Raw genomic sequence first — 19,746 nt, forward strand, 5'->3', positions numbered from 1 at the left:
GTCCTACTCCTCATCCGCAGATGCACGTGCAGCCAAGATGCTACAGCTTCCGCGCGGACGTTGAACAATCTGCCTCAGGTTCCGCGGGGCCCGCCGCGCGGCCGCCACGCCGCGCGGCCGCACGCCACCGCTACCAGCAGGAAGACGGCGGCGAGCGCCACCGCCCAGGCGACCCCGGTCGTCACGGCGAGGTAGGCCTGCGCCGCCGCGACCACCGCGTACGTCACCGCCAGGCCGCGCCAGGCACGCATCGGCCCCCTCCCCACCCCGCCAAGGCCGCCGGAACCGATTCACGAGCGGGCGGTTCCCGCCGGTCACCGCCCCGCTTTGCCCTCGCCCGCCGGATTCCCGGTATTCGCCTTGTCCGCCGAGCCCGCGCGGGCCGCGCTGGCCACGGCGTCGAAGATGGGCGTCGGCTCACCTTCGTCACGCTTCGACCGCTGTTCGCGCGATGTGCGCAATTCCTCTCCCACGCGCCCAGTTTCCGGGGCGCCGGCCGATTTCGCTCGGGCAAACCGGAAAATCGCCCGGCCGGGGGATCACCCATACCGCGCGCGTTTACCCGCCATTTCCGGTCCGGCCCGGAAACGCCGGGCATTTCCGCACGTCATCCAATTCCGGCGGCCCGGGAATAACCCGGGGGCCCGGCGGGATTGCACGGGTCATGAAAGCTGTCGTCTACCGCCGCCACGGCGGGCCTGAAGAGCTGACGCTGTCCGAGCGGGACCTCGTGGCGCCCGGGCCCGGCGAGGTCCGCGTCCGGCTCGTGGTGTCCGCCGTCAACCCCACCGACTGGAAGGCGCGCCAAGGCCGCGGCGCCGAAGCCGGGACCGAAGTACCCGACACCGTCCCCAACCAGGACGGCGCCGGCGTCGTCGACGCGGTCGGCCCGGACGTCACCGGCTTCGCCCCCGGCGATCGCGTGTGGACGCTCCTCGCGGGGACCCACGCGCCGGAGTCCGGCACCGCCCAGGAGTACACCGTCTTGCCCGCCGAAAAGCTCGCCGCGCTGCCCGATGGCGCCGGCTTCGACGAGGGCGCCGGGTTCGGCGTCCCGGCGCTGACCGCCCACCGCGCGCTCACCGTCGCCGAAGACGGCCCGGCCCGCCTGTCCCCCGGCTCCCTCGCCGGCCGGACGGTGCTGGTCAGCGGCGGTGCCGGCGCGGTCGGCAACGCCACGATCCAGCTCGGCCGCTGGGCCGGCGCGACGGTGATCGCAACGGTCAGCAGCGATGCGAAGGCCGCCCTCGCCCGCGCGGCCGGCGCCCAGCACGTGCTGCGTTACCCCGACACCGACCTCGCCGCCAAGATCCGCGAGATCGCGCCCGACGGCGTCGACCTGGTCGTGGAGGTCGCTCTGGGCGTCAACGCCCCGCTGCACGCGCAGGTGCTGCGCACGCGCGGCACGGTCGCGGCCTACGGCGACGACCGCGGCACCGGCACGATCAGCCTGGAGTTCGGCGCGAACCTGTGGCTGAACACGCGCTACCAGTTCCTGGTGCTCTACACGGTCGGGGCGGACAAGCTGCGGGCCGGCGCCGAGGACGTCAACGCGGCCTTCGCCGACGGCGCGCTCCGCCTCGGCGAGGACCGCGGCGTGCCGGTCCACCGGTTCGCGCTGGCCGACACGGCGAAGGCGCACATCGCGTCGGAGGAAGGCGCCACCGGGAAGGTGCTGATCGACGTCACTCCGGCTGGGTGACGCTTCCGGTGACTTCCGGGGTGACGGTCAGCGCGGCGAGCAGCTCGCCGGCCGTCACCCGGTCGTCGTCGCGGTGCTCACGCCAGCGGCCGAACAGCTCCTGCGCGGCGGTGAGCAGCGCCGGCGACAAGCCGGCTTCGGTGCAGGCGGCGGCGATCTCGGCCATCTCGCCCTCCCAGCGCCAGGCCCGCTGCCCCGCCGATTCGAGGGCACCCGCCGCGCCGAGCGGGGTGTCCCGGCGGACCACGCCGGCCAGCTCCCGGAAGACGTCGCCGACGCCGTGGTGGGCCGCGAGGGCGTGGGCCTGCGCCGCGAGCGCGTAGGTGAGCTTGTTGTACGAGGCGAACGCGAGTTTGAGCGCCGAGGCCCGCCCGACCGGGCCGTCGAGCACGATCGGCGTCAGGAAGGTCCCGGCGAAGAGGCTTTCGACGCGCGCGGCGTCCTTGCCGGACAGGTAGAGGCGCGTCGAGCCGTCGTGGCGCGGCGGCGTCCCGACGATCCCGCCGTCGACCACGGACGCCCGGCCGTCGAACAGTTCCTCGATCTCCCGCGCGTGGCCGGGGCTGATGGCGTTCGCGTCGAGGTAGACGCCCGTGAACCCGCTCGCGGCGACCTCCCGGGCGACGTCGACCGCGGACGCCGGCGGGCAGATGCTCAGCACGACGTCGCAGCCGGCCAGGTCGGCCGCCTCGGTGAGGCCGGCGTCCGCGGCCCGCCGTCGGGTGGCGGGGCCGCGCCCGGCCGGGAGCCAGCGCGTGGGGAGGCCCTGGTCCACGAGGAGCTTGCCGACCGCGGCGCCCATCGCCCCGGGGTGCAGCAGCCCGACGGAAGTCTTCACGCGTGTTCCTCTCACCTTGACTTCAAGGGTCCTTGAAGTTCGACACTCGGGACATGGAAGCGATCATGGCCACCCGGTTCGGCGGACCCGAGGTCCTGACCCCTGTCACGCTACCCACGCCCGAGCCCGCCGAGGGTCATCTGCGCGTCGACGTCGCGTACGCCGGCGTGGGCTGGCTCGACACACTCATCCGGCGCGGCGACGCCCCGCCGGGGTTCGCGGTGACGCCGCCGTACGTGCCGGGTGGAGCCGTCGCGGGCACGGTCACCGCGCTCGGGCCGGGCGTGACCGCGGACTGGCTGGGCGCACGCGTCGTCACCCGGGCGGTGGCCGGCGGCTACGCGGACACGGCCATCGCGGACACCGGATTCGCCTTCCGCGTCCCGGACGGCCTCGGGCTGCCGGAGGCCTTGGCGGTCCTGGACGACGGCAGCACGGCGCTGGCCCTGCTGGAAAAGACGCCGGTCACGGCGGGCGACGACGTCCTGGTGCTGCCGGGCCTGGGCGGGCTCGGCAGCCTCCTGGTGCAGCTGCCCCGCGACGCCGTGGTGATCGCGGCGGTCCGCGGCCCGGAGAAGGTGAAGCTGGCCCACGACCTGGGCGTCCGGGCGGTCGACTACGGCTCACCGGACTGGGCTTCGGAGGTGCCCGGCGTCGACGTCGTCTTCGACGGCGTCGGAGGCGCCCTGGGAGCGGCGGCCCTGTCCCTCCTGCGCGACGGCGGCCGGTTCTCCGGCTACGGCATGAGCAGCGGAACCCCGACGACGGTCCCGTCGGCCGACCACCGCCGGCTGGCATCGGTGGCGGACATGTCCCAGCTCCCGGAGTTCTGGCCGGAGACGCCCCGAAGGGTGCGCCAGGCCCTGTCCGAGGCGGCGGCGGGCCGCCTGATCCCGCTGATCGGCCGGACGTACCCCCTGACGGAAGCCGCGGCGGCCCACACGGACTTCGAGAAACGCCGAGCGGTGGGCAAGATCCTCCTGCACCCGTGACTCCCAGCCGAATGCCCTGAAGGTGCCCCTCACGGCTTCAAGGTCCATGAGGGGCACCCTCACGACGCTTAGATCCCTGAGGGTGCCCCTCACGACCTCGGGCCGACAGACTCGCCGGCGCGGCGCCCAGAAACCCCGACCCGGCTCCAGCAGGTGGTCGGACAAAGTCGTGAAGGTGCCCCTCACGGCGCTCAGGTCCCCGAGGGTGCCCCTCACGACCATGGGCCGACAGGACCCCGCTGTGCGGCGCCCGGAAACAGCGCCCCGGCTCCAGCAGGTGACCGGCCGAAGATCGTGAGGGTGCCCCTCACCGCGCTCAGGTCCCCGAGGGTGCCCCTCACGACCTCGAGCCGGGCGGACTCGCGGCGCGGCGCCCGGAAACCCCAACCGGCTCAAGCAGGTGGTCGGCCGAAAGTCGTGAAGGTGCCCCTCACGGCGCTCAGGTCCCTGAGGGGCACCCTCACGGCGCATAGATCCCTGAAGGTGCCCCTCACGACCTCGGGCCGGACGGATTCGCCGGCGCGGCGCCCGGAAACGCGGACCGACCCCGGGGTGGGCGGCCCGGGCCGGGTGATCGGCGCCACCGAAGTGGACATTCGTGGCCATCGCGTCACTCGTTCGCTCTACCATCGCCCGCGGAGGTGGGGTGTGGAGCCGTTGGGTCCGGGTGAACCGGCGCAAGCCGGGCGGTACCGGCTGCTCGCCACCGTCGGCGAGGGTGCCATGGGGCGTGTGCTGCTCGGCGTGGCGCCCGATGGGCGGCTGGCCGCCGTGAAGCGGGTGCACCGGCAGTTCGCGCACGACGCCGGGTTCCGGGAGCGGTTCCGGCGCGAGGTCGACGTCTCGCGGCTTGTCTCCGGTGCTTATACCGCCGCCGTGATGGACGCCGATCCCGACGCGGCCGCGCCGTGGCTCGCGTCGGTGTTCGTCGCCGGGCCGTCGCTGCAAGACGCCGTCGACGCGACCGGGCCGCTGCCGGTGGACGCCGTGCGGCAGCTCGCCGCCGGGCTGGCGTCGGCGCTCGCCGGGATCCACCGGGCCGGGCTGGTGCACCGGGACCTCAAGCCCAGCAACGTCCTGCTCGCCGAAGACGGCCCGCGCGTCATCGACTTCGGCATCGCCCGCGCCGCGGAGGGCGGCACCGACCTCACCCACACCGGCGCGATCCTCGGCTCGCCCGCGTTCATGTCGCCGGAACAGGCCGAGGGACGGCCGCTGACGCCGGCGAGCGACGTCTTCTCCCTCGGCGCGCTGCTCGTCCTCGCCGCGACCGGGCGGAGTCCCTTCGCCGGGGCGTCGGCGCCGCAGTCGCTCTACAACGTCGTCCACACCCACCCCGACCTGCGCATCCTCCCGCCGGACGTCCGCGCCCTCGCCGAGCCGTGCCTCGCCAAGGACCCCGCGCAGCGGCCGTCGCCGGCGCAGATCCTCGAGTTCCTCGGCCCGCTGCCGCCGGTCCCCCGCCCGTGGCCGCCCGCCGTCCACGCCCTCATCGCGCACCGCCAGACTGAGGTCCGGGACGCCCTCGCGAAACCGCCGAAACCGCGACGGCGCGGTCTGCGGATCGCCCTCGCCGCCGTGGCCGCGGTCGTCGTGATCGGTGGCACGATCACCACCGTCGCGCTGACGAGGAACGCCCCGGCGACGACCGCGAGCCCACCCACCACTCCGGTGACCGCGACGACGACGTCCGCGCCGAACCCGGATCCCCTCGGCCCGGACCGCCTCCGCGGCGTCGATCTCTGCAAGGTCCTGCCGTCGGCACCCGGCGTCGGCCCGCTCACCCCCAAGATCGACGTCCACCTCTTCAGCTGCACCTACGAGACCGCGCGGCGTCAGTGGCTGGACCTGACGATCGGCGGCCCGGTCGCCGCGAAGGGCACGCCGGCCGGGGATCTGGACGGCCTGCCGCTGAGCGTCGAGGAGAAGGCCGGTGGCTGCACCGCCGCCGTGCCGGTGGCAGACCGCGCGGACACCACCATCGGCGTCGAAGCCGAGGGCTCGGCCGAGAAGTTCGACAAACCCTGCGACGTCGCGAAAGCCGCGCTCGGCGAAGCGCTGAAACGCCTTCGCGACACCACGCCGGCCCCGCCGGCCGGCAGCCTCGCCGCGATCGATCCCTGCCCGCTCGTGCCGGCCGCCACCGCCCAGCGGATCGTCGGGCCGGTCACCAAGGTCGAACCGCGCGGGCTGCACGAGTGCCAGTGGCACGTCGCGGGCGACGTCACGGTGACGCTCGAACGCGGCGTGCCGCCGTTCCGCACGACCGACTCGTACTACGACACGAGCACGACCGCCGACCTCGACGGCGTCACCGCGTTCGTCACCACGAAACGGGCCAACGCCGCGCGGGTCAGCTGCACCTACACCTGGCGGCACCGGCCCTACGACGACAGAACCTCGGAGAACGTCATCGTCGACTACACGACGTCCGCCAGCTCGCTCACCGTCGAAGACACGTGCCGCCAGGCACAGGACTTCGCCAAGACGGTCAAGTCCGGGCTGCCGAAGCCGTGAGGCCGCTGGAGCCGGGCGAACCCCGGACCGCCGGCCGGTACCGCCTGGTCGCCGCGCTCGGCGAGGGCGGCATGGGCCGCGTGCTGCTCGGCGTGGCGCCGGACGGCCGGCTCGTCGCGCTCAAGCAGGTGCACCCGGAGTTCGCGCACAACGCCCGCTTCCGCGACCGGTTCCGGCACGAAGTGCAGGCGTCGCAACGGGTTTCGGGCGCCTTCACCGCGGCCGTCATGGACGCCGATCCCGACGCCGAGACGCCGTGGCTGGCGTCGGTGTACGTCACCGGGCCGTCGCTCAAGGAGGCCATCGACGCCACCGGCCCGCTGCCGGACGACGCCGTGCGCCGGCTCGCCGTGGGGCTCGCGTCCGCACTGACCGAGATCCACCGGGTCGGCCTGATCCACCGGGACCTCAAGCCGGGCAACGTGTTGCTCACCGGCGACGGCCCGCGGGTGATCGACTTCGGCATCGCCCGCGCGGCCGAGGGCGGCTCCGACCTCACCGGCACCGGCGGCATCATCGGCTCGCCCGCGTTCATGTCACCCGAGCAGGCGGAAAGCCGGCCGCTGACGCCGGCGAGCGACGTCTTCTCCCTCGGCGGCCTGCTGGTGATGGCGGCGACGGGACGCGGGCCGTTCACCGGCACGACGACCGCGCAGATGCTCTACAACGTCGTGCACGCCGCGCCCGACCTGACCGGGCTGACGCCGGAGATCCGCGCGCTCGTCGAGCCCTGCCTGGCGAAGGATCCGGCCGGCCGGCCGACGCCGCAACGGATCCTGGATCACCTGGGCCCGGTGGCGCCGGGTACGCGGCCGTGGCCGCCGGCGGTGCACCGGCTGATCGAAGACCAGGAAGCCGCGGTCCGCACGGCGCTGTCCTGGCCGGTCCCCGAACCCGTGGCCCCGCCGGTCCCACGGCCGCCGAAACGGCGCTGGGTGCCGGTCACCGCCGTGCTGGCGTCCGCGTGCGCGCTCGCCGCGGGCAGCCTGATCGCGGTGAGCCTCTTCCGCGCGGACCCGCCGCCGCCGTCGGCGAACCTCGACCCGACGAGCCTGGACACCTTGCGCCGCACGGATCCCTGCAAGGTGCTCGACGGCGTCTCGATCACCGGCGTCGGCAAGCTGCAGGCCCAGGACACGCTGTACTTCGACCGCTGCGACTACCGGCCGCGCACCGGCGGGAAGGTCACGCTGAAGCTGGGCGACCAGTTCACCTTGGCGGGCGGGAGCCCGGCCGGGGACCTCGACGGCCGGCCGGTGCTGCTCAGCAAGGTCGGGGGCAGCACCTGCGACGCGACCGTCCAGCTCCCGGCGCAGGCCGAACTGGGCGTGACGGCCATCGCCGACACCTGCGACCTGGCGAAGACCGCGCTCGGCGAGGCGGTGAAGCGGATCAGCGCGGGCAACGACCGCTACGACCTCGCGCCCGGGACGTTCCTGGCGCTGGACCCGTGCGCGGTGCTGGACAAACCCGCAGTGGTGCAGGCGGTGGGGCCGGTCCGCCAGGTCGCGCAGACCGGGCTCCGCGAGTGCGAGTGGACCGCGACGACGTCGCTGAAGCTGTCGTTCGAGAAGCTGACCGCCGGCGTGCCCGACGCCGGGACGCCGGTCGACCTCGGCGGCCGGACGGCCACCCAGCGGGCGCTCGGCGACAGCTGTTTCCTGACCTGGGACCACCGGCCCTACGACGCGGACCAGGTCGAGCACGTCCGGATCTTCACGTCGAAACCGGGCGGCTCCTGCGACGCGGCCGTCGCGTTCGGCAAGGCCCTGGTCGCGAAGCTGCCGAAAACCTGACCGTGGTAGCTTGGTGACAGGCGAAGTGAAGCGTCGGAACGCTTCGCCTGTCACGACTGTGACTCCCTTGGCGCGCCAGGTACCAGTTGCCTGCCGCGCGAGGTGAGCCGTCGTTCGCTTCCTCCCGCGGCAGCTGAGCAGGAGGACCATCATGACCACTTTGGTGATCGGCGCCCGCGGGAACGTCGGGCGGCACGTCGTCGACCAGCTGCTCGCCGCCGGGGAACCCGTGAGCGCGTCGGTGCGCAACCCCGCGACCGCGGACCTGCCCGCCGGCGTCCCGGTCGTCGCGGCCGACCTGACCCGGCCCGCCACCCTGACCGAGGCCCTGCGCGGCGTGCGGAGGGTCTTCGTCTACGCGCCGACGGACGGCGCGGACGATTTCGCCGCCGCCGCAAGGGAAGCGGACGTCGAGCACGTCGTGCTGCTGTCGTCGGGCAGCGTGCTGCTCCCCGCCGCGGCCGGCAACCTGATCGCGGAAGAGCACCGCGCGGTCGAGGCGACGATGGCGGCTTCGGGCCTGCGCTGGACGCCGATCCGTCCGCTGGTGCTGGCGACCAACGCGCTGAACTGGGCCGACGCCATCCGGGACGAGGGCGTGGTGCAGCTGGTGCACCCGGAGGCGAAGACGGCGCCGATCCACGAACGCGACGTCGCGGCGGTCGCCGTCGCGGCGTTGCTGGGGCACGACGCCGCGGACGGGATGCTCACGGGCCCGCGGCTGCTGTCCCAGCGGGAGCAGGTCGAGCTGATCGCCGCCGCCGCCGGAGTGCCGGTGCGGATCGAGGAGCTGTCGGAAACCGAAGCGTGCCAGCAGTTCGGGCAGTTCGAGAAGCCGGAGGTCGTCGACGCGATCCTCGCGTTCATCGCCAACGCGGCCCGGGGCGGCTCACCGGCGACCGACACCGTCGAACGCGTGCTCGGCCGGCCGGGGCTCGGGTTCGAGCAGTGGGCCGCCGAGCACTTCCCGCTCCCCTAGACTCGGTGACGTGACCGAACTCGCCACGACCAGACGATCCCTGCACGGCGTCGCCGAACTGCTGCTGGCCGGACCACAGCACCGGGCGGCGGACCGGATCGAGCTGCGGGTGGTCGACGGCGGGTTCGCCACGGTCGTCGCGCCGGCGCTGCGGCTCGACGGCGACGAGCTCGTGACGAACTCGGTGCGCGTCCCGCTGGCCGGCCGCACGTACCTCGACGTCGCGGCGGCGGCCGGGTTCACGGCGGGCGAGCCCGCGGGCGTCTACTCGGGCGGCCCCGGCGTCCGGCTCGACGAGACGATCACCCTCGACGCCTCGGCGCTGACGACGTTGCTGCAGGGCTTCGCCGACGGCGACCGGGCGCTGCGGGAGTTCGCGCCGGACGCGACGCCGGTGCTGTGGCCCGAGCACTTCGACGTCGCGATCACCGTCGACGAGGTCAACTACGGCGTCTCCCCCGGCGACGGCTACCTGGGCGAGCCGTACGCGTACGTCGGCCCGTTCGAGCCGAGGGAAGGCGAGTTCTGGACCGCCCCCTTCGGCGCGGCCCGGCCCCTGGGCGAGCTGGACGGCGCCATCACGGAGTTCTTCCGCACCGGCCGGGCGAACCTCTAACCCAGCGTCGCCCGGAGTCCGGCCAGCATGATGCCGAGTGCGTAGCGGAAGTCGTCCTCGACCGTGGCGCCCGCTCGCTCGCGCAGGCCCGCGGCCATCAGGGGGAACGGGAAGCTCTCGTCCGCGATCGCCGCGGCTTCCTCCTCCGGGGTCGGGCGTGTCTGGTCTTCCACCGCCCGGCCCAGTACGAAGTGCACCAGGACGCCCGCCGCGCGGGTCGCGTCGCCGAGGGGGAAGCCCGCCTCGTGCAGGACGCCCACCGCGCGCTCGGCGAAGTCGCCCAGGGCGCGGGCCGTGCGGAGGTCCGCGCCGAGGGCCACGCGGGCGCCGTCGCGGTGGGCGAGCAGCGCCGCGTGGAGGGCGAAAGCCGCTTCTTCCAGCCACTTCAGCCACGGGCCGCCGTCCGGGAGGGCCGCGACGACCGGGGCCACCAGCACGTCGGTCAGGTGGTCCAGCAGCGCCCGCTTGCCGCTGAAGTGCCAGTACAACGCGGGTGCTTTTACGCCCAGTTCGGTCGCCAGGCGGCGCACCGTCAGCTTGTCGAGGCCCTCGTCTTCCAGCAGCCCCAGCGCGACGCGGACCGCGTCGGCCCTCTCGATCGGCACCCTTGACTCCTTAACTAGTTAAGGACATCCTGGCCCTTAACTAGTTAAGGAGACTACATGGACGCCGACGTGATCGTCGCCGGAGCCGGGCCGGTCGGGTTGCTCCTCGCCGCCGAACTCAAGCTGGCCGGCGCCGAACCCCTGGTCCTGGAACGCCGGCCCACCCCGTCCGAGGAGACGAAGGCGCGCGGGCTCGGCGTCCTGGCGACCGAGCTGCTCTGGCGCCGCGGCCTCGGCGACCAGCTCGCCGAGGCGGACGCGGCGGGCACCCGGGACCTCGCCCGCGACCACGGCACCACGCTCGGGCACTTCGCGAACATCCACAAGCTCGTCCCCGACCCGGACCGCCCGCGTGCCACCATCTGGCAGCCCCAGCTCGAACGGCTGCTCACCGAGCACGCACTCGCGCTGGGCGTGCGGATCCTGCGCGGCCACGAGGTCACCGGGATCGAGAGCGACGACGACGGCGTCACCGTCGACCAGCGGTGGCGCGCCCGCTACCTCGTCGGCTGCGACGGCGGCCGCAGCACGGTCCGGAAGCTCGCCGGCTTCGCCTTCCCCGGCACGCCTGCCCTGCTCCGGACCACCGCGGGCCGGGTGCGGTTCGGCGGCGACGTCCCGCCCGGCGGCCGGTACCCGGCCGGCGCCTTCCTGCACGGCGGGAGCATGGCCGGCGTCACCGAACCCGCCGGGGACGCCGAGCCGGCCGGTCCGGTGACGGCCGCCGAACTCGCCGACGGCATCCGCCGCGTCACCGGCGCCACGGTCGTCGTCGAAGAACTCACCGACGGACGGCGCTTCGGCGACCAGGCCCGGCAGGCCTCGACCTACCGCGACGGCCACGTCTTCCTCGCCGGCGACGCGGCCCACGTGCACTCGCCGAGCGGCGGGCAAGGACTGAACCTCGGCCTGCTCGACGCGGCGAACCTCGGCTGGAAACTCGCCGCCGCCGCCGCCGGTGGCCGCGCACCCGGAGGTCTGCTCGACAGCTACACGCGCGAACGCCACCCGGCGGGCGAAGCGGTGCTGCGCAACACGCGGGCCCAGTCCGCGCTGCTGGCTCCGGGCCCGCACGTCGACGCGCTGCGCGAGATCGTCGCGGAGCTGATGGACCTGCCGGCGGCGAACCGGTACTTCGCCGACCTGCTCTCCGGCGTCCACCAGCGCTGCGAACTCCCCTACGCCACCGAGGAACCGGCGGGGACGTACACCCCGGACCTCGAGCTGATCGACGACGCGGGAACCGTCACCCGGCTGCACGAGCACACCCGCACCGGCCGGGGCCTGCTGCTGCTCACCCCGGACACCCGCCACCTCGCCGACGAGCGCGTCGACGTCGTGCCGGTGACCAACGCCGGTCCCCTGTTGCTGCGCCCCGACGGCGTCATCGCCTGGGCGGGCGAAGGCTCTCCGAAAGCCGCGCTGGACGCCTGGTTCTAGTCCGCCGCACCAGGTCTTCGGCCGCCGCGGCCCACTGCGGGAACTCGAACTCGAAGCCCGCGTCCAGCAGCCGGCCCGGCACCACCCGGCGGCTCTTCAGGAGCAGTTCGGTGTCGCTGCGCAGGACGAACGCGCCGATTTCGGCCATCCAGCGGGTGGCGGGCAGCCCGAACGGGACGCCCGCCGCCGCGCGCAGGGCACGCAGGAAATCGCGGTACGGCAACGGTTCCGGCGCCGCGAGGTTCACCGGGCCGCTCAGGTCGTCCCGCACGATCAGCAGGTCGATCGCGCGGAGCAGGTCGTCCTCGTGGATCCACGACAGGTACTGCGCACCGCCCGCGACCGGGCCGCCCAGACCCAGCCGGGTCAGGCGCAGCAGCGCCTCGAACGCGCCGCCGGGCTCCGGGCTCATCACCATCGACGTCCGGAGCGCGACCTTGCGGGTCCGCGGCGTCTCCGCCCGGTCCTGCTCCCGTTCCCACGCCCGCGCGATGTCGACGCTGTAGCCCCAGTAGGCGGGCGCGTCCGGCTCGCCGCCGCCGAGCACGCCGGTGGTTTCGTCGTTCGGCGCGTCGAAGCGGTGGGCGTAGATCGTCGCCGTGCTCATCTGCAGCCAGACCCGCGGCGGCGCCCCGGCGCGTTCGATCGCCCCGCCGACGACGCGGGCCGAGTCGGTCCGGGACGTCATCATCTCCCGCAGGTTCGCCGCCGTGTAGCGGCAGTTCATCGACCGGCCGGCGAGGTTGACGACGACGTCGCTGCCGTCGATCTCGCCGGTCCAGGCGCCGGGCGTGCGCCCGTCCCACCGCACGCTCCGCGTCCACGGCCCGGGCCCGCCCGCCCGGCTCAGCACCACGACCTCGTGCCCCCGCTCGGTCAGCGCCCGGCTCAGCACCCGGCCCAGGTGGCCGGAGCCGCCGGGCAGCACCACCTTCATGACGGTCCCCCTTCACGGTCGTCCCCCATCACCGACCGTACCGGAAGAGTTGAACGCGTTCAAATATGGTCTTGAGCAGTGACGAGATCGAGGAGCGTGCGCAGCGCCCGGCTCGGCGGCTTGGCGCTCGCGGAGACGAGGTTCAGCGGCCAGTCCAGGCCCGCGCCGGCCAGCGGCAGCGCGACGACGTCCACCTCGCCGGATTCGGGCACCTCCGGGATGACCGCGATCCCCAGGCCGGCCCGGACGTACCCGGGCACGGTCCGCAGGTCGGCGACCTCGACGGTGACGCGCCGGGGCGAACCCAGCGCGTCGTAGGCGCGGTCGACGAGGACCCGGTTGCCGAAGCCGCGCGGCATGTCGACGAACGACTCCCGCGCGAGGCTCTCGAGCCGGATCTCCCGCTCGCGCGCCAGCGGGTGGCCGTGCGGCAGCAGCGCGACGAACGGCCGGGATTCGAGGGCGCGGACGTCCAGCCCGGGCAGGTCGACGCCGGGCAACCCGACCAGCGCGGCGTCGAGCCGGCCCTGGCGGACGTCCTCGGCCAGGCCGGTCGACCCGGTGATCGACACCGTGACCTGGATGTCCACCAGCGGGTAGCGGCGGTGGAACGCGCCGAGCAGCGCGGGCAGGTCGACGCTCCCGATCGCCGTCAGCGTGCCGATCCGAAGGCTGCCGCGCAAGCCCGCCGACGCCTCCTGGACCGTCGCGCGGGCCCGCTCCACCGCTTCGATCGCAGCCTTCGCCTCGGGCAGGAACACGACGCCGGCCGCCGACAGCGCGACCTTGCGGGTGGACCGGTCGAACAGCCGGGCGCCGAGCTCGGTCTCCAGGGCCCGGACCGCGGCCGACACGGTGGACTGCACCGCGTACAGGCGCTGGGCGGCCCGGGTGAAGCTGAGCTCCTCGGCGACGGCGACGAAGTACTCCAGCTGACGCGTCTCCATACGAGCCAACTTATCGCTCGAAACGATAACTGGCACCACGACTCTTCGTTGGACTTGGTGAGTCGACAGGGTCATGGTGGAAGGCGGAAGATCCGTAGACCAGGAGGTCAGCATGTCCGCCACCGTCACCCCGGCCCGGCCCGCCGCGCGCCTGCGGGTGAGCCACGGCCTGGGGTTCCGCATCATCGCCGTCGCCTTCGCGACCGCGCTCGCGTTCTCGACCGTCCCGACCCCGCTGTACGCGCTCTACCAGCAGCGGGATGGCTTCCCCACCTTCGTCGTCACCGTCGTGTTCGCCGCCTACGCGGTCGGGGTGATGCTGAGCCTCTACCTGGCCGGGCACGTCAGCGACTGGCTGGGCCGCCGCCGCGTCATCCTCGCCGGGCTGCTGGCCGAAGCCGTCGCCGCGGCCCTGTTCCTGCTCTGGCCGGACGTGCCGGGCCTGATCGTCGCCCGGCTGATCAGCGGCGCCGGGATCGGCGCGCTCACCGCGACCGCCACCGCGCACCTGTCCGAGCTGCGCGCCCAGGCGAACCCGGACGCCGACCCCGGCCGCTCGGGCCTGATCACGACCGTGGTGAACGCCGGCGGCCTCGCCATCGGCCCGCTCGTCGGCGGTTTCTTCGCCCGGTTCGCCGACCAGCCGCTGCGCACGCCGTTCACCGTCTTCCTGGTGGTGCTGCTCGTCGAGGCGCTCGCGGTGAGCCTGGTGCCGGAAACCGTGGAACGCCGGGAAGAGCGGCCCGCCTACCGGCCGCAACGGCTGTCCCTGCCGCCGGCCGCCCGGTCCGAGTTCACCGGCGCCGCGATCGGCGTGTTCGGCGCGTTCGCCATCAGCGGCCTGTTCATGGCGCTCGCCCCCGCGCTGCTGGCGCAGGAACTGCACCAGACGTCGCGGCTGCTCGCCGGGATCGCGCCCTTCGTGATGCTCGGCAGCGCCGCGCTCGTCCAGATCGTGTTCGCCCGCGTCGGCACCCGGCCCCAGCTGCGGTCCGGGTACGTGCTGATGGGCGCCGGCCTGGTGCTGCTGGCGGTGTCGGCGTTCACCGCGTCGCTCCCGCTGTTCTTCGTCGCGGCCGTGCTCGGCGGGTCCGGGTTCGGCCTGGGCTTCCGGGCGGGCGTCGGCACCGTCGCCGCGCTCGCCGACCCGCTCACCCGCGGCGAAGTCCTGGCCGCGCTGTTCCTCGCCGCCTACGCGGGCCTGGTCCTGCCGGTGCTGACGACCGGGCTGGCGATGCTCTGGCTGCCCGGCTCGGTCGTGCTGGCCGGGTTCGCGGTGCTGGAGCTGGGATTGATCGGCTGGTCCGCGCGGCGCACGCTCGGCTGAGGCGGGCCTAGAGTCGGGGGACGCCAGCCGCGTCAGGAGCCGCCGATGACCACCCCGCCGATCGTCACGGGAGCCGACGGCTCGGCGGAGTCGCTCGACGCCGTCCGGTGGGCGGCGCGGGCGGCCCGGCTGCACGGCACGCCCCTGGAAATCCGGCACGCACTCGACTTCCCGGCCCTGCTCGCCGGCGGCGAAGTACCGCCGCCCGAGGAGATGCTGGACGCGCTGCGCGCCCGCGGCCGCCGCGCCCTGCGGACCGCGCGGGAGCTCGCGGCCGCGCAGGGCGTGCCGGACGCGGTCACCCGGCTCGACCCCGACCGCGCCGCACAAGCCTTGATCGAGGTGTCGTGGACCGCCGCGTTGCTGGTGGTCGGCGCGTCCGGACGCGGCCGGTGCGCCGGGCCACTCGCCGGATCGGTCGCCGCGGCGGTCGGCACCCACGGGCACTGCGACACGGTGGTGGTCCGCGGCGACCGGTGGGACGAGCCGGGCAGCGGCGGCCCGGTCGTCACGGGCATCGACGGCGGCAACGCCGGGACGGCCGTCCTCGCGACGGCGCTGGCCGAAGCCCGGGCCCGGCAGGTGCCGCTGGTGGTGCTGCACGCGTGGGCCGACGAGCCACCCGCGGAGCCGGCCGCCGAAGCCGTCGTCGAAGCGGGCCGCCGGGTGCTGGCGGCGCAGGTCCGGCCCGGCGACGTCGAGGACGTCGAGGTGGAACAGGTGGTGGTCCCGGCGCACCCGCGGCGCGAGCTGGTCGAGCGCAGCGCGACGGCCCAGCTGGTCGTGCTGGGCGACCGCGGGCGCGGCGGCTTCCCGGGGCTGCTGCTGGGCTCGACGGCCCAGGCGCTGCTGCACCACGCGGGCTGCCCGGTCCGCGTGGTCCGCACGGCGCGACCGCCGGTCCGGCCGTAGCTTGGGCAGGTGATCGCTCCTCTCGCCGACCTGACCGACGTCGTCCTCGACCGGACGGCGGCCGGCTACACCCGGTTCGGCTACCTGCTGCGCCGGCCGCACTGGCGGCCCGGCGACCCCGCACCCGGTGCGATGCAAGGGAAGTCAGCCCTGGTGACCGGCGCGGGCTCCGGGCTGGGCCAGGCGTGCGCGACCGAGCTGGCCCGGCTCGGCGCGTCCGTGGTCATGCTCGTGCGCGACCTCGACCGCGGTGCCCCCGCGCGCGACGACGTCCTCGCCCAGGTGCCCGGCGCGGACGTCCGGCTCGCGCACTGCGACCTGTCGAGCCTGGCCTCCGTCCGCGCCTGCGCCGCCGAACACCCGCGCGCCGACGTCCTGGTCCACAACGCGGGCACGCTCCCGCGCGAGCGCTCGGAGACCGAGGACGGGCACGAACTCACCCTCGCCACCCACGTCCTCGGCCCGCTGCTGCTCACCGAGCTGCTGCGCCCGGCGCTGCGGGACGGCCGGGTGATCTTCATGTCGTCGGGTGGGATGTACACGCAGCCGCTCGCCGCGGACGACCCCGAGTACCGCGCCGGCACCTACCGCGGCGCGGTCGCCTACGCCCGCACGAAACGGATGCAGGTCGAGCTGACGCCGCTGCTGGCGCGGCGCTGGGACCTGGCCGTGCACAGCTGTCACCCGGGCTGGGCCGACACCCCCGGCCTGACCGGGTCGCTCCCGCTGTTCCGGCGCGTCACGCGGCCGTTCCTGCGCACGGCCGCGCAGGGCGCCGACACCGCCGTCTGGCTCGCCGCGACCGAGCCGGCCCCGGACGCGGGCCGCTTCTGGCACGACCGCCGCCCGCGTCCGGAGCACCTGTTCCCCCACACCCGCCCCGACGACGCACGAGTGCGGAAGCTGCTGGCCTACTGCCTCGAAGCCACCGGCCTCGACGGGTAGGTTCGTCCCGGCCGTCGTCTTGAAGTCGAAGCTGGAGTGCCAGGTCGCGCTCTTCACGTCGAGCACGGCGGCGGGTGCCTCATCGAATTCCCTCCTGTGTGGTGATTCCCGCTGTTCGGCGGGACGTGGCCGAGCTTCACAGCGCCCATCGACAGTCCATCGACAATCCGCCGACAGCCCGTCGACGACGACCTGGCGCCTGCGACGTATCCCGCGCGCCGCGTCCTGCTCCTGTAGACCAAGCGCGGACGCGTCCGTGCTTGGAGGGGCGGGAATGAGCACGCGTGGGGTGGATCTCGGGGTCCTGGGGCCGTTCGAGGCCGGGATAGGCGGGGAACCGGTGGACGTCGGCGGGCCGCGGCTGCGCACGCTGCTGGCCGTGCTGGCCGCGGACGCCGGCCGGGTCGTCAGCGTCGGTGCGCTCGGGCGGGCGCTGTGGGGTGACCGGCCGCCCGACCAGGTCGACCGGACCGTGCGGACCTACCTTTCGCGGCTGCGCCGGACCTTCGCGCCGCCACTGCTCCTGACGAGGCCACCGGGGTACGTCCTGCACGTGGCCCCGCAGGCCATCGACGCGGTGCGCTTCGAGCAGCTCGCCGGGGAGGGCAGGCGGGCGCTCGCCGCTGGCGACCACGGCACCGCCCGCACGCAGCTGACCACCGCGCTCGACCTGTGGCGCGGAGCCGCGTACGGCGAGTTCGACGGCGTCGAAGTGCTGGCCGCCGAGGGGGTGCGGCTGGAGCGGGTGCGGCACAACACCGTGCAGGACCGGATCGACGCCGACCTGGCCGCGGGCGAGGACACCGGGCTGATCGGCGAGCTCGAGGTGCTGACCGCCGCGTTCCCCGGCCACGAACGGCTCTGGGGGCAGCTGATGACCGCCCTCTACCGGGCCGGGCGCCAGGGCGACGCCCTGGAGGTCTTCCGCCGCGCGCGCCACGACCTCGTCAGCGCGTCCGGCCTGGAGCCGTCACCCGTCCTCACCGAGGTGCACCGGCGTGTCCTCGCCCACGACCCGGGCCTGCTCGCGGTGCGGCCGCGGGAGGTGATCACCGTCCCGGACGCCGGCTCGCTCGGCGCCGGGGAGCACGCGCTGCTCGAAGAAGGCGACCTGCGGACGAGCCGGACGCACTTCGAGGACGCCTACCGCCGGGCCGAGCTCGACGGCGACGTCGACGCGCTCGGGCGTGCCGTGCTCGGGCTGGGCGGGGTGTGGGTGCACGAGCACCGGACGTCGGCCGCGTCGACGACGCTGCTGACCCGGCTGCGGCAGGTGCTGGACCGCGTCGACCCGGCGTCGCGGCTGGGCCTGCGGCTGCGGATCCGGCTGGCCGGCGAACAGGACTACGAGGACGGCGCGCACGAGCGGATCCTCGCCCTCGCCGCGGAAACCCGGGCGGGCGGCGATCCCGTCGCGCACGCCGAGGCCCTGAGCCTGGCCCACCACTGCCTGCTCGGCCCGGACCACGTCGCGCTGCGCCAGACGCTCGCCACCGAGCTGATCGGCGTCAGCGGGCCGTCCGGGCGGCGCACCGACCTGGTCATGGGCGTGGTGTGGGACACCGTCGACCGGTTCCTGGCCGCGGACCCGCACGCCGAACGGCGCCTCGGCGAGCTCGAAGACCTCCTGGCCGCGCGGAAGCACCTGGCGGCCGGGTTCGTGGCCGCGTCGCTGAAGGTCATGCTGGCGATCCGGGCCGGCCGGTTCGCCGAGGCCGAAGCCGGCGCGCAGGCCTGCGCCGAGCTCGGGCAGGTGGCCGGCGACCCCGACGCGCTCGGCTGGTACGGCGCGCAGCTGGTCGCGATCCGCTGGTTCCAGGGCCGGCTGGCGGAGCTGGTGCCGGTGCTGGACCGGCTGATGCACTCCCCCACGCTCAGCCCGATCGACAACTCGTACTACGCGGCGCTGGCCGTGGCCGCCGCGTACGCGGGCGACCGCCGGACGGCGGTGGGCGCACTGGCCCGGCTGTCCGGCGACGACCTGGGCGCGCTGCCCCGCTCCAGCACCTGGCTGCTTTCCCTGTGCGGCGTGGCGGAAACGGCGTACCTGGTGGACGACGCCGAGACGGCGGCGCGGGTCTACGACCTGCTCCGCCCGTTCGGGCACCTGCCGGTGATGGCGAGCCTCGCGGTCGCCTGCTTCGGCTCGGCCCACTCCCCGCTGGGCACCGCGGCGCTGGCCATGGGGGACGCCGACCTGGCCGTAACGCACCTGCGTGCGGCGGTCCGCCACAACCTCGCCCTGGCCCACTGGCCCGCGGTGGTCTTCTCCCGCCGCCGGCACGCGGAGGCCCTGACCCGCCGCGGCTGCCCGGGCGACGCGGCAGCCGCCGACCGCGAACTGGCCGCGGCCGAGGAGGAAGCCCGGGCCCTGGACGAACAGCTCACCTCGCCATGCCGGTGACCAGCGACGCGACCGCCAACACCAGGTAGGCACCCGGCGCGCCGAGGGTGCTCACGGCGTGGGCTCGGACATGCGCCCCGATCGCGCCGACGAAGAACAGCACCAAGCCGATCGCCGCGGCCGTGCCCACTGCCGGGAACCCGGCCAGGCCCGCGGCGAGCCCGGCCGCGCCGGCCAGCTTCAGGATCCCCAGTGCCGGTACCCAGCCGACCGGGACGTCGACCGCGGCGGAGCTGGCCAGCACGAAACGCGCGCGGAGCACGTCGGCGACGCCCATTCCGGCGTTCGCGGCGATGGTCGCGAGGGTGATGACGAGATGAAGGGTGGTCATCGGCGGAGTCCTTGCCTGGGCAGCGGTTACGCCCCCACGACGGCCGGGCCGCGCCGAAGGTGACTCACCGCTCGGCGGCCTGTGCGATCTCCCGGTCGCCGTTCGCCCAGGGGCCCTCCAGCCGGAACAGCGAACTCAGCGCCGCGAGATCGAGCGCCCGCCGCACCACGCTCGAAGGCCGGACCACCAGCTCGATCCCGGCGTCGGCGCACCGGGTCCGCAGCCGGGAGAACGTCGCCATCCCCGTCACTCCGCAGAACCCCACGCCGGTCAGGTCGGCGACCAGCCGGTACGGCCCCTCGGCCACGGCCCGCTCCAGCTCGGCTTCGAGCATCGGCCGGGTGGACATGTCGACCTCACCCGTCACGGTGACGCGCAGGACCCCGGGCGCGCGCCCGGACCTCGCCACGGTCAGCATCAGGCCCGTCGGGTCTGGGGCGGGCGTCTCGGTCAAGGTG

Annotated in this window: 19 protein-coding genes; 11 read left to right on the forward strand and 8 right to left on the reverse strand. The window is 74.5% G+C overall.

What is annotated here, in order from left to right:
- Positions 1 to 74: 74 nt before the first annotated feature.
- Positions 75 to 251, reverse strand: coding sequence for a hypothetical protein (locus MUY22_RS40345; protein ID WP_247052440.1), 177 nt, complete (start codon positions 249 to 251; stop codon positions 75 to 77).
- A 63-nt stretch (positions 252 to 314) separates the two neighbouring features.
- The gene (locus tag MUY22_RS40350; RefSeq protein ID WP_247052441.1) at positions 315 to 473 is read right to left on the reverse strand and encodes a hypothetical protein; all 159 of its coding nucleotides are present in this window, start codon (positions 471 to 473) and stop codon (positions 315 to 317) included.
- Between the two features lie 191 nt (positions 474 to 664).
- Here MUY22_RS40350 and MUY22_RS40355 point away from each other — a divergent pair, with 191 nt between their 5' ends.
- Complete coding sequence (locus MUY22_RS40355; RefSeq protein WP_247052442.1) at positions 665 to 1,702, forward strand: NADPH:quinone reductase; 1,038 nt, start codon at positions 665 to 667, stop codon at positions 1,700 to 1,702.
- Here MUY22_RS40355 and MUY22_RS40360 read toward each other — a convergent pair.
- Positions 1,686 to 2,540, reverse strand: a complete 855-nt coding sequence (locus MUY22_RS40360; protein WP_247052443.1) for an NAD(P)-dependent oxidoreductase — start codon at positions 2,538 to 2,540, stop codon at positions 1,686 to 1,688. The genes MUY22_RS40355 and MUY22_RS40360 overlap by 17 nt on opposite strands.
- Positions 2,541 to 2,593: 53 nt before the next feature.
- Here MUY22_RS40360 and MUY22_RS40365 point away from each other — a divergent pair, with 53 nt between their 5' ends.
- From MUY22_RS40365 to MUY22_RS40385, 5 genes are all read left to right on the forward strand, one after another.
- Positions 2,594 to 3,532, forward strand: coding sequence for a zinc-binding dehydrogenase (locus MUY22_RS40365; RefSeq protein WP_247052444.1), 939 nt, complete (start codon positions 2,594 to 2,596; stop codon positions 3,530 to 3,532).
- Between the two features lie 648 nt (positions 3,533 to 4,180).
- The gene (locus tag MUY22_RS40370; protein WP_247052445.1) at positions 4,181 to 6,049 is read left to right on the forward strand and encodes a serine/threonine-protein kinase; all 1,869 of its coding nucleotides are present in this window, start codon (positions 4,181 to 4,183) and stop codon (positions 6,047 to 6,049) included.
- On the forward strand, positions 6,046 to 7,845 hold the full coding sequence (locus tag MUY22_RS40375; protein ID WP_247052446.1) for a serine/threonine-protein kinase: 1,800 nt from the start codon (positions 6,046 to 6,048) through the stop codon (positions 7,843 to 7,845). The genes MUY22_RS40370 and MUY22_RS40375 overlap by 4 nt, the downstream gene beginning before the upstream one ends.
- A 151-nt stretch (positions 7,846 to 7,996) precedes the next feature.
- Positions 7,997 to 8,824, forward strand: coding sequence for an NAD(P)H-binding protein (locus MUY22_RS40380; RefSeq protein WP_247052447.1), 828 nt, complete (start codon positions 7,997 to 7,999; stop codon positions 8,822 to 8,824).
- Between the two features lie 10 nt (positions 8,825 to 8,834).
- Positions 8,835 to 9,440 carry a hypothetical protein gene (locus MUY22_RS40385; RefSeq protein WP_247052448.1) on the forward strand — a complete coding sequence of 202 codons (606 nt, stop codon included), beginning with the start codon at positions 8,835 to 8,837 and terminating at the stop codon, positions 9,438 to 9,440.
- Here MUY22_RS40385 and MUY22_RS40390 read toward each other — a convergent pair.
- Positions 9,437 to 10,045 carry a TetR/AcrR family transcriptional regulator C-terminal domain-containing protein gene (locus MUY22_RS40390; RefSeq protein ID WP_247052449.1) on the reverse strand — a complete coding sequence of 203 codons (609 nt, stop codon included), beginning with the start codon at positions 10,043 to 10,045 and terminating at the stop codon, positions 9,437 to 9,439. The genes MUY22_RS40385 and MUY22_RS40390 overlap by 4 nt on opposite strands.
- Before the next feature lie 57 nt (positions 10,046 to 10,102).
- On the opposite strand from MUY22_RS40390, the gene MUY22_RS40395 reads away from it, so the two are divergent.
- Positions 10,103 to 11,485 (forward strand): FAD-dependent monooxygenase, encoded by a 1,383-nt coding sequence (locus MUY22_RS40395; RefSeq protein ID WP_247052450.1) that lies wholly within the window; start codon positions 10,103 to 10,105, stop codon positions 11,483 to 11,485.
- Here MUY22_RS40395 and MUY22_RS40400 read toward each other — a convergent pair.
- Entirely contained in the window at positions 11,430 to 12,422 is a 993-nt protein-coding gene (locus MUY22_RS40400) for a TIGR01777 family oxidoreductase (protein WP_247052451.1), read from the reverse strand. The genes MUY22_RS40395 and MUY22_RS40400 overlap by 56 nt on opposite strands.
- Positions 12,423 to 12,481: 59 nt before the next feature.
- Complete coding sequence (locus MUY22_RS40405) at positions 12,482 to 13,369, reverse strand: LysR family transcriptional regulator (RefSeq protein WP_247052452.1); 888 nt, start codon at positions 13,367 to 13,369, stop codon at positions 12,482 to 12,484.
- Positions 13,370 to 13,481: 112 nt separating this feature from the next.
- Between MUY22_RS40405 and MUY22_RS40410 the strand changes: the two genes are divergently transcribed.
- The 4 genes from MUY22_RS40410 (at position 13,482) to MUY22_RS40425 (ending at position 18,957) form a co-directional block, all read left to right on the forward strand.
- On the forward strand, positions 13,482 to 14,696 hold the full coding sequence (locus MUY22_RS40410) for an MFS transporter (RefSeq protein ID WP_247052453.1): 1,215 nt from the start codon (positions 13,482 to 13,484) through the stop codon (positions 14,694 to 14,696).
- Between the two features lie 45 nt (positions 14,697 to 14,741).
- The gene (locus MUY22_RS40415; RefSeq protein WP_247052454.1) at positions 14,742 to 15,608 is read left to right on the forward strand and encodes a universal stress protein; all 867 of its coding nucleotides are present in this window, start codon (positions 14,742 to 14,744) and stop codon (positions 15,606 to 15,608) included.
- Positions 15,609 to 15,617: 9 nt separating this feature from the next.
- Positions 15,618 to 16,553, forward strand: coding sequence for an SDR family NAD(P)-dependent oxidoreductase (locus MUY22_RS40420; protein ID WP_247052455.1), 936 nt, complete (start codon positions 15,618 to 15,620; stop codon positions 16,551 to 16,553).
- 274 nt (positions 16,554 to 16,827) lie between these two features.
- Positions 16,828 to 18,957 carry an AfsR/SARP family transcriptional regulator gene (locus MUY22_RS40425; RefSeq protein WP_247052456.1) on the forward strand — a complete coding sequence of 710 codons (2,130 nt, stop codon included), beginning with the start codon at positions 16,828 to 16,830 and terminating at the stop codon, positions 18,955 to 18,957.
- Here the strand turns inward: MUY22_RS40425 and MUY22_RS40430 are convergent.
- Positions 18,938 to 19,288, reverse strand: coding sequence for a DoxX family protein (locus MUY22_RS40430; protein WP_247052457.1), 351 nt, complete (start codon positions 19,286 to 19,288; stop codon positions 18,938 to 18,940). The two genes, MUY22_RS40425 and MUY22_RS40430, sit on opposite strands and share 20 nt — an antisense overlap.
- A gap of 64 nt (positions 19,289 to 19,352) precedes the next feature.
- Positions 19,353 to 19,742: an STAS domain-containing protein gene (locus tag MUY22_RS40435; RefSeq protein ID WP_247052458.1), complete on the reverse strand. Its 390-nt coding sequence runs from the start codon at positions 19,740 to 19,742 to the stop codon at positions 19,353 to 19,355.
- Positions 19,743 to 19,746 lie beyond the last annotated feature (4 nt).

This window comes from Amycolatopsis sp. WQ 127309 (assembly GCF_023023025.1).
Classification (GTDB): Bacteria; Actinomycetota; Actinomycetes; order Mycobacteriales; family Pseudonocardiaceae; genus Amycolatopsis.

Coding starts and splice junctions, on each gene's coding strand:
- MUY22_RS40345 (WP_247052440.1), bottom strand. CDS start 251: ATGCGTGCCTGGCGCGGCCTGGCGGTGACGTACGCGGTGGTCGCGGCG.
- MUY22_RS40355 (WP_247052442.1), top strand. CDS start 665: ATGAAAGCTGTCGTCTACCGCCGCCACGGCGGGCCTGAAGAGCTGACG.
- MUY22_RS40365 (WP_247052444.1), top strand. CDS start 2,594: ATGGAAGCGATCATGGCCACCCGGTTCGGCGGACCCGAGGTCCTGACC.
- MUY22_RS40380 (WP_247052447.1), top strand. CDS start 7,997: ATGACCACTTTGGTGATCGGCGCCCGCGGGAACGTCGGGCGGCACGTC.
- MUY22_RS40395 (WP_247052450.1), top strand. CDS start 10,103: ATGGACGCCGACGTGATCGTCGCCGGAGCCGGGCCGGTCGGGTTGCTC.
- MUY22_RS40400 (WP_247052451.1), bottom strand. CDS start 12,422: ATGAAGGTGGTGCTGCCCGGCGGCTCCGGCCACCTGGGCCGGGTGCTG.
- MUY22_RS40405 (WP_247052452.1), bottom strand. CDS start 13,369: ATGGAGACGCGTCAGCTGGAGTACTTCGTCGCCGTCGCCGAGGAGCTC.
- MUY22_RS40410 (WP_247052453.1), top strand. CDS start 13,482: ATGTCCGCCACCGTCACCCCGGCCCGGCCCGCCGCGCGCCTGCGGGTG.
- MUY22_RS40415 (WP_247052454.1), top strand. CDS start 14,742: ATGACCACCCCGCCGATCGTCACGGGAGCCGACGGCTCGGCGGAGTCG.
- MUY22_RS40425 (WP_247052456.1), top strand. CDS start 16,828: ATGAGCACGCGTGGGGTGGATCTCGGGGTCCTGGGGCCGTTCGAGGCC.
- MUY22_RS40430 (WP_247052457.1), bottom strand. CDS start 19,288: ATGACCACCCTTCATCTCGTCATCACCCTCGCGACCATCGCCGCGAAC.